Origin of the sequence: Nocardia wallacei, assembly GCF_029868745.1 — a bacterium.
Lineage (GTDB): Bacteria > Actinomycetota > Actinomycetes > Mycobacteriales > Mycobacteriaceae > Nocardia > Nocardia wallacei_B.
This window is the reverse complement of the sequence record NZ_JARWOP010000383.1, coordinates 1-6,117: the sequence shown is the minus strand read 5'-3', so window position 1 is coordinate 6,117 and position 6,117 is coordinate 1. Positions and strand designations below refer to the sequence as shown.

The 6,117-nt window shown below is 69.0% G+C and carries 6 protein-coding genes and 1 pseudogene; 3 read left to right on the top strand and 4 right to left on the bottom strand.

The window, feature by feature from the left end; translation table 11 throughout:
* Positions 1–116 precede the first annotated feature (116 nt).
* Positions 117–1,319, bottom strand: a complete 1,203-nt coding sequence (locus QH470_RS36700) for a cytochrome P450 (RefSeq protein WP_280277001.1) — start codon at positions 1,317–1,319, stop codon at positions 117–119.
* Between the two features lie 192 nt (positions 1,320–1,511).
* Between QH470_RS36700 and QH470_RS36695 the strand changes: the two genes are divergently transcribed.
* Together QH470_RS36695 and QH470_RS36690 are read left to right on the top strand one after the other, a co-directional pair.
* Entirely contained in the window at positions 1,512–2,675 is a 1,164-nt protein-coding gene (locus QH470_RS36695) for a steroid 3-ketoacyl-CoA thiolase (RefSeq protein ID WP_280277000.1), read from the top strand.
* A gap of 359 nt (positions 2,676–3,034) precedes the next feature.
* The gene (locus tag QH470_RS36690) at positions 3,035–3,451 is read left to right on the top strand and encodes a helix-turn-helix domain-containing protein (RefSeq protein WP_011207048.1); all 417 of its coding nucleotides are present in this window, start codon (positions 3,035–3,037) and stop codon (positions 3,449–3,451) included.
* Positions 3,452–3,622: 171 nt separating this feature from the next.
* On the opposite strand, the gene QH470_RS36685 is transcribed toward QH470_RS36690, so the two are convergent.
* The 3 genes from QH470_RS36685 to QH470_RS36675 are packed head-to-tail and all read right to left on the bottom strand — an operon-like array spanning position 3,623 to position 5,408.
* Positions 3,623–4,648 (bottom strand): hypothetical protein, encoded by a 1,026-nt coding sequence (locus tag QH470_RS36685; protein ID WP_280276999.1) that lies wholly within the window; start codon positions 4,646–4,648, stop codon positions 3,623–3,625.
* A gap of 31 nt (positions 4,649–4,679) precedes the next feature.
* Positions 4,680–5,192, bottom strand: a complete 513-nt coding sequence (locus tag QH470_RS36680) for an ImmA/IrrE family metallo-endopeptidase (protein WP_187686407.1) — start codon at positions 5,190–5,192, stop codon at positions 4,680–4,682.
* 12 nt (positions 5,193–5,204) lie between these two features.
* On the bottom strand, positions 5,205–5,408 hold the full coding sequence (locus QH470_RS36675) for a hypothetical protein (RefSeq protein ID WP_280276998.1): 204 nt from the start codon (positions 5,406–5,408) through the stop codon (positions 5,205–5,207).
* A 579-nt stretch (positions 5,409–5,987) separates the two neighbouring features.
* Between QH470_RS36675 and QH470_RS36670 the strand changes: the two are divergent.
* Positions 5,988–6,117: pseudogene (locus QH470_RS36670) on the top strand (AraC family transcriptional regulator); the annotation flags it as partial.

Genomic DNA, 6,117 nt, shown 5'->3' with positions numbered 1-6,117 from the left:
CCCCCGCCGCGCGTTGGGGGCGCGGCCCCCCCGGCGGGGGGGGGGGTCCCGCCCCCCCCCCCGGGGGGGGGGGATGACTGGTTGAGCGCCCGTGCCGGGATGACTGGTTGAGCGCTTCAGTGGGCCACTGGGCAGCCCGATCCCTGATAGTCCACCGGGAACTCCTTGATCCCGTTCAGCCAGCCCGACCGCAGCCGACGAGGGTCGCCCAGCTTGCTGATGTCGGGCAGGTGATCGGCGATGGCGTTGAAGATCAGGTCGATCTCCAGCCGGGCCAGGTTGGCGCCGATGCAGAAGTGCGCTCCGGTGCCGCCGAAGGCGAGATGCGGGTTGGGGTCCCGCAGAATGTCGAACCTGTAGGGGTCCTCGAAGACCTCTTCGTCGAAGTTGGCCGAGCGATACAGCATCACCACGCGCTGGCCCTGCTTGATCTGCACGCCGGCCAGTTCGGTGTCCTCGAGCGCGGTGCGCTGGAACGAGGACACGGGCGTGGCCCAGCGGATGATCTCCTCCGCCGCGGTCTTGGGCCGCTCGGCCTTGAACAGCTCCCACTGGTCCGGGTTGTCGAGGAAGGCGGCCATGCCGTGGCTGATGGCGTTGCGGGTGGTCTCGTTACCGGCGACCGCCAGCAGGATGACGAAGAAGCCGAACTCCTCGGAGGTCAGTGACTCGCCGTCGATATCGGCGTTGACCAGCTCGGTCACGATGTCCTTCGCCGGGGAACCCTTGCGCGCCTCGGCCATCTGCCAGGCGTAGCCGAGGATCTCCGTCGACGCGGCCAGCGGATCGGCGGTCGATTCGGGATCGTCGTAGCCGGTCATGTCGTTGGACCACTGGAACAGCTTCATGCGGTCCTCCTGCGGCACGCCGATCAGCTCGGCGATCGCCTGGAGCGGCAGTTCGCACGCCACCTGGGTGACGAAGTCGCCCGAGCCGGACGCCGCGGCGGCCTCCACGATGCCGCGGGCCCGGGATGACAGCTCCTCCCGCAGGCCGTTGACCGCGCGGGGCGTGAAGCCCTTGGAGATCAGCTTGCGCATCCGGGTGTGCTGCGGCGCGTCCTGATTGAGCAGCACGAACCGCTGCAGATCGATCTGCTCGCGCTTGATGTCGTCGTTGAAGCGCGGAATGGCGGTGTTCTCGTAGTTGGAGAACACGTCGCTGCGCCGCGATACCTCCTTGACGTCGGCATGCTTGGAGACCACCCAGAAGCCGTCGTCGTGAAAGCCGCCGACCTCGGGGGACTTCGGATTCCACCAGATCGGCGCGGCGCGGCGTAGTTCCGCCAGCTCGTCGACCGGCACCCGCTGTTCCCACATCGCCGGGTCGGTGACGTCGAATCCGTCGGGCAGGTTGGGAGCGGGGCGCGTGTCTACCACCAGCGGTCTCCTTCGACTACTGAAACAGGTTCTACCGCCATTCAAGCATAGGCGGTACAACTAGTGAAGGAGCGGATAATCAGTCTCAGAAAGTTCGCAGAACTTGTTTCAGTTCTGCGCGAAAGGAACGACATGGGCACTCCCGTCATCGTCGAGGCCGCACGCACCCCGATCGGCAAACGGGGCGGCTGGCTGGCCGGCCTGCACGCGACCGAGGTGCTCGGCGCCGCCCAGCGGGGCGTGATCGAGCGCGCCCACCTGGACCCCGCGCTGGTGGAGCAGGTCATCGGGGGCTGCGTCATGCAGGTCGGCGAGCAGGGCAACAACGTCACGCGCACGGCGTGGCTGCACGCCGGGCTGCCCTGGCAGACCGGCGCGACCACCATCGACGCACAGTGCGGCTCGGCCCAGCAGGCCAATCATCTGGTCGCGGGCCTGATCGCGAGCGGCGCCATCGACATCGGCCTGGCCTGCGGCGTGGAGTCGATGAGCCACGTGCCGCTGGGCGCCAACGTCGGCGAGAACGCCGGACCGCGCCGCCCCGCGAGCTGGGACATCGACATGCCCAACCAGTTCGAGGCGGCGGAGCGAATTGCCAAGCGGCGCGGCATCACCCGCGACGATATCGACGAATTCGGCGTGCGCTCACAGCGTCTCGCGGGTCAGGCCTGGGCGGAGGGCCGTTTCGAGCGCGAGGTGCTCACGGTCACCGCACCGCAGGTCGACAAGGAGGGCAACCTCACCGGCGAGAAACTCGACGTGGCGCGCGACCAGGGGCTGCGCGAGACCACCCGGGAGGGCCTGGCCAAGCTGAAGCCGGTGCTCGACGGCGGCATCCACACGGCCGGAACCTCCTCGCAGGTCTCCGACGGCGCGGCCGCCGTGCTGCTGATGGACGAACAGGCCGCCGCCCGTGCGGGTTTGCGCCCGCGGGCCCGCATCGTCACCCAGGCGCTGGTCGGCGCGGAGCCGGAGTTTCATCTCGACGGACCCGTGCAGGCCACCACGCGGCTGCTGGAACGGTCCGGCATGAGCATCTCCGACATCGATCTGTTCGAGATCAACGAGGCGTTCGCCTCGGTACCGCTGTCCTGGGCCTCGGTGCACGGCCCGGACCTGGACCGCATTAATGTGAACGGCGGTGCGATCGCGCTCGGGCATCCGGTGGGCAGCACCGGATCCCGGCTGATCACCACGGCCCTGCATGAGCTGGAACGTTCCGACAAGTCGGTCGCGATGATCCTCATGTGCGCCGGTGGCGCACTTGCGACAGGGACCATCATCGAACGGCTGTAAGTACTCCTTGATCAGCCGCGACGGTTGAACGTTCATCCCCAATGCCCTGAAACGTGGCGTACGCCACACAAAACGCGGTACAGACGGAAGTATGAGACGTCAGCTATCCTCCGGCTACCGAAGGCCCGTCGCGCGAGACCCTTGCGACGGGCCAGAACCGGTCTCCACCAGCGGTTCCCAACAACCGTTGCGGTGGCCCGCAAACGCCCCGGCCACAACCAGTTCCCGAACGCGCCCCCTGGAAGCTTCAAGGAAATCCTGAATCAGGCGTAGGTTTTCAGTTACTCAGCCGCTAATATCAATGATACGTATCCGAGATAACGACTGTTAGTACAGCGAAGGGAATTGGGCGGCTCACAATGGCTGATTTCGCGGCGCGGCTGAACAAGCTGTTCGAAACCGTGCATCCCCCGGGGCGTAAGCCGCACACCAATGCAGAGGTGGCGGCTGCGCTGACGGCCTCAGGCCATCCGATCTCGAAACCGTATCTCTCGCAGTTGCGGTCGGGACAGCGGACCAACCCGTCCGACGAGACGGTGGCCGCGTTGGCGAAGTTCTTCAAGGTCAAACCGGACTACTTCTTCAACGACATCTATGCCGCCAAGATCGATCACGATCTGGAGCTGCTGTCCCAGCTGCAGGGCTATGGACTGCGTCGGTTGTCGAGTAGGGCGTTCGATCTTTCGGAGGAATCGCAGAACCTCCTCACCTCGATGGCCGAGAAGCTTCGGGCGAGCGAGGGTCTGCCTGAGATCCCACCGGACGGCACGGAATAGCAAGAACCACAAGACAACACAGTGCGGAGACTCGGAACCGCACTGTGTTTGTTTTGCGGCTGTGAACGAAGCGGGGGACGCTTCGCTCACAGCCATGCCCGAACGCGTTGTCGGCGCGGTGATCCAGACCACGAGACCGGTCGGTTGGGCGAATCTCCGGCGATGTCTCGGTCAGCCGCGCTGGGACGCCGTGGCGCGCGGTTCCTCCGACGTCGACTCGAAGGCGCGGGCGATCGCCTGCACCCAGCCGCGCGGGCTCATCCCCTCCGGCGGGGCGATCCAGCGCGCGTCCACCACCACCTCGCCGAGGGGGTGCCGGGCCCACCGCGCGACCCGGTCGGCCCGTTCGGTGATGGAGTCCGCCGGGCGACCCGCGGCCATCAGCTCCACTCCCCCGCCGGACTGCAGATACAGCGCGTCCATGATCTGCGCGACCTGATCGGACGCCTTGAGCTGAGTGGTGGAGCCCGTCTGGTCCTTGGCCACGACCTCCGGGAAGCGGCCGACCATGGTGCGATGCAGCGGCCGCAACTGCCGCAGCAGCAGACGCGCTCGGGCCCACAGCTCGATGACGATCCACACCGCGCCGACCGCGACGAGCAGGCTCGCCACCTGCCAAGCGGGCCAGAACCAGCCCGGCTGTCCGGCCCGCGCGGGCTCGGCGTCCATCGCCAGGCGGCGGATCGACAGCGCCGACAGCACACCGACCAGGACGGTGCCCGAGGTGTAGAGGGCGATGCCGCGGCCCAGCGCCGTCCAGTCCAGATTCCGCAGGCCGGTGAGCGCGACGAAGGCGCAGCCCAGCAGCGTCACCACCCAGCCGAACAGGGTCGACCAGGCCAGCGTCACGGCGATCGCGATCAGCCCGCCCGCGTAGATGTACGCCGCGATCTGGCGCAGGTTGCGCCGCGAGACCACCGGCCAGGCGGCCGAGGCGACCACCGAGGTGGCCACGGCGAACAGCAGCCAGGCCGCCGCCTGAATCCGATCGGCGAACATCTGCCCGCGAATACCGTTGGGCACCAAATGGTCCAGGGCCACGGCGACCTCGGGGATGGTCACCGTGGCGGCCGCGGCGACGGCCGCCACCGCGACCACGATCGCGACCCGGGCCGTCGTCGCCGGTTTCACCATCACGCGTCCGACGCGCGCGCCCGCGGCCATCCAGACCAGCAGGGCGGTCAGCCAGAACGTCATACCGCGTCCTCCATCGGATTGCCCGGCACCGTCATCCGAGTGCCTCGTCGAATCGCAGCACCGAGACGCCCGCGCCTCGGTTGTGGAACACGCGCAGCCGGGTCATCAGCATGCTGGCGAAGGTCTCGGCTTCCCACTCGCACTGGTCGTCCTCGCCGTCGTCGACGATCTGCTGGTGCGCGCGCTGGCTGAGCATGTAGGCGATCAGGTCGTCGCTGGCCTCGAGGGTGACCTCGGGGGCCGGCTCGCCGGGATGGTCGAAGACGATGTGGCCCAGCTCGTGCGCGAGGGTGTGCTCGCGGCTGGGTAGCGCCGACGCCAGCACGATCACGTCCTTGTCGGGGTAGCTGCGGCGCTGGCCGCACACGCCCGGACCCAGTTGGGCGCTGGCGATCTCGATCGGGCGGCGGCGCTCGGCCGAAATGGCCAGCACCACCTCGTCGAGGGTGGTGGCGTCGAAATCGGCGGCCACCGCGCAGACCGCGTCGACGGCGGCCGCGACCCGGCGATACGAGCGACTACTCTGTGCGCGACTCTCGGTCATCGGTCACCCCCCTCAGGCCCGTGGTCCGAAGAATTCCGCGCGTGCGGCGTCGATGCGGGCCTGGGCCGCCGAGGCGCTCTGGAAGCTGACCGCACCGGAACCGGCCGCGGCCAAGGCCATCGCGGCCAGGCCGCCGACCACGCTCAGCACCTTGACGGGCGGCAGCAGACCGCTGTCGGAGGTGGGGCGTACGTCGTGGCTCGGCTGCGCCTGCACCGCGGGTGGCGGCGACGCCGGTGGCGGCGGCGGGGCGGGCGGCGCGGGCGCGGCGGGCGGCGCGGCCACCGGAATCGGCGGCACGACCGCGGGCAGAGCGGGCACCGGCGGCACCGGAACTGGCGGGATCGCCAGCGGCGGCGCGGGCACCGCGGGTGGAACCGGCGGCGGCTGAATCAACAACAACAGCAAGAGCGGCGAAAGCACCGCGGCCGACCCCACCGCCGCGGAACCGGTAAGCGCCGACCCGGTCCCGAGCACAGCCGATCCCGTTGCCGCAGAACCGGTCCCCAGCAACGCGGCCAACGCACTTCCCGTACCCACCGCGGCGGAACCTGTTGCGGCGGAACCGGTGCCGAGCAGAGCGGCCAACGCACTGCCCGTACCCACGGCCGCGGAGCCGGTGGCGGCCGAACCGGTGCCGAGCAGGGCGGCCAGTCCGCCTCCGGCGCCCACGGCCGCGGGAAATGTTTCGGCGGGACCGGGGGGGTAGAGGGCGCCCAGGGGGGACGCCGTGGCGGCGCTGAAGCGCATGAGGACCGTCGGATCGGTGCGCAACTCCCAGTCCCATTCCCGCAGCCGCCGCAGCGCGACGGCGGACAGCGGCAGTTCATCGAGCAGCCCGTTCCCGAATGCACCACCGACAGCCTGCGCGACACGCTCCTGTGGCTGGCCGAGCACCTCGACCTCCCGCACACGATCGAGGTCC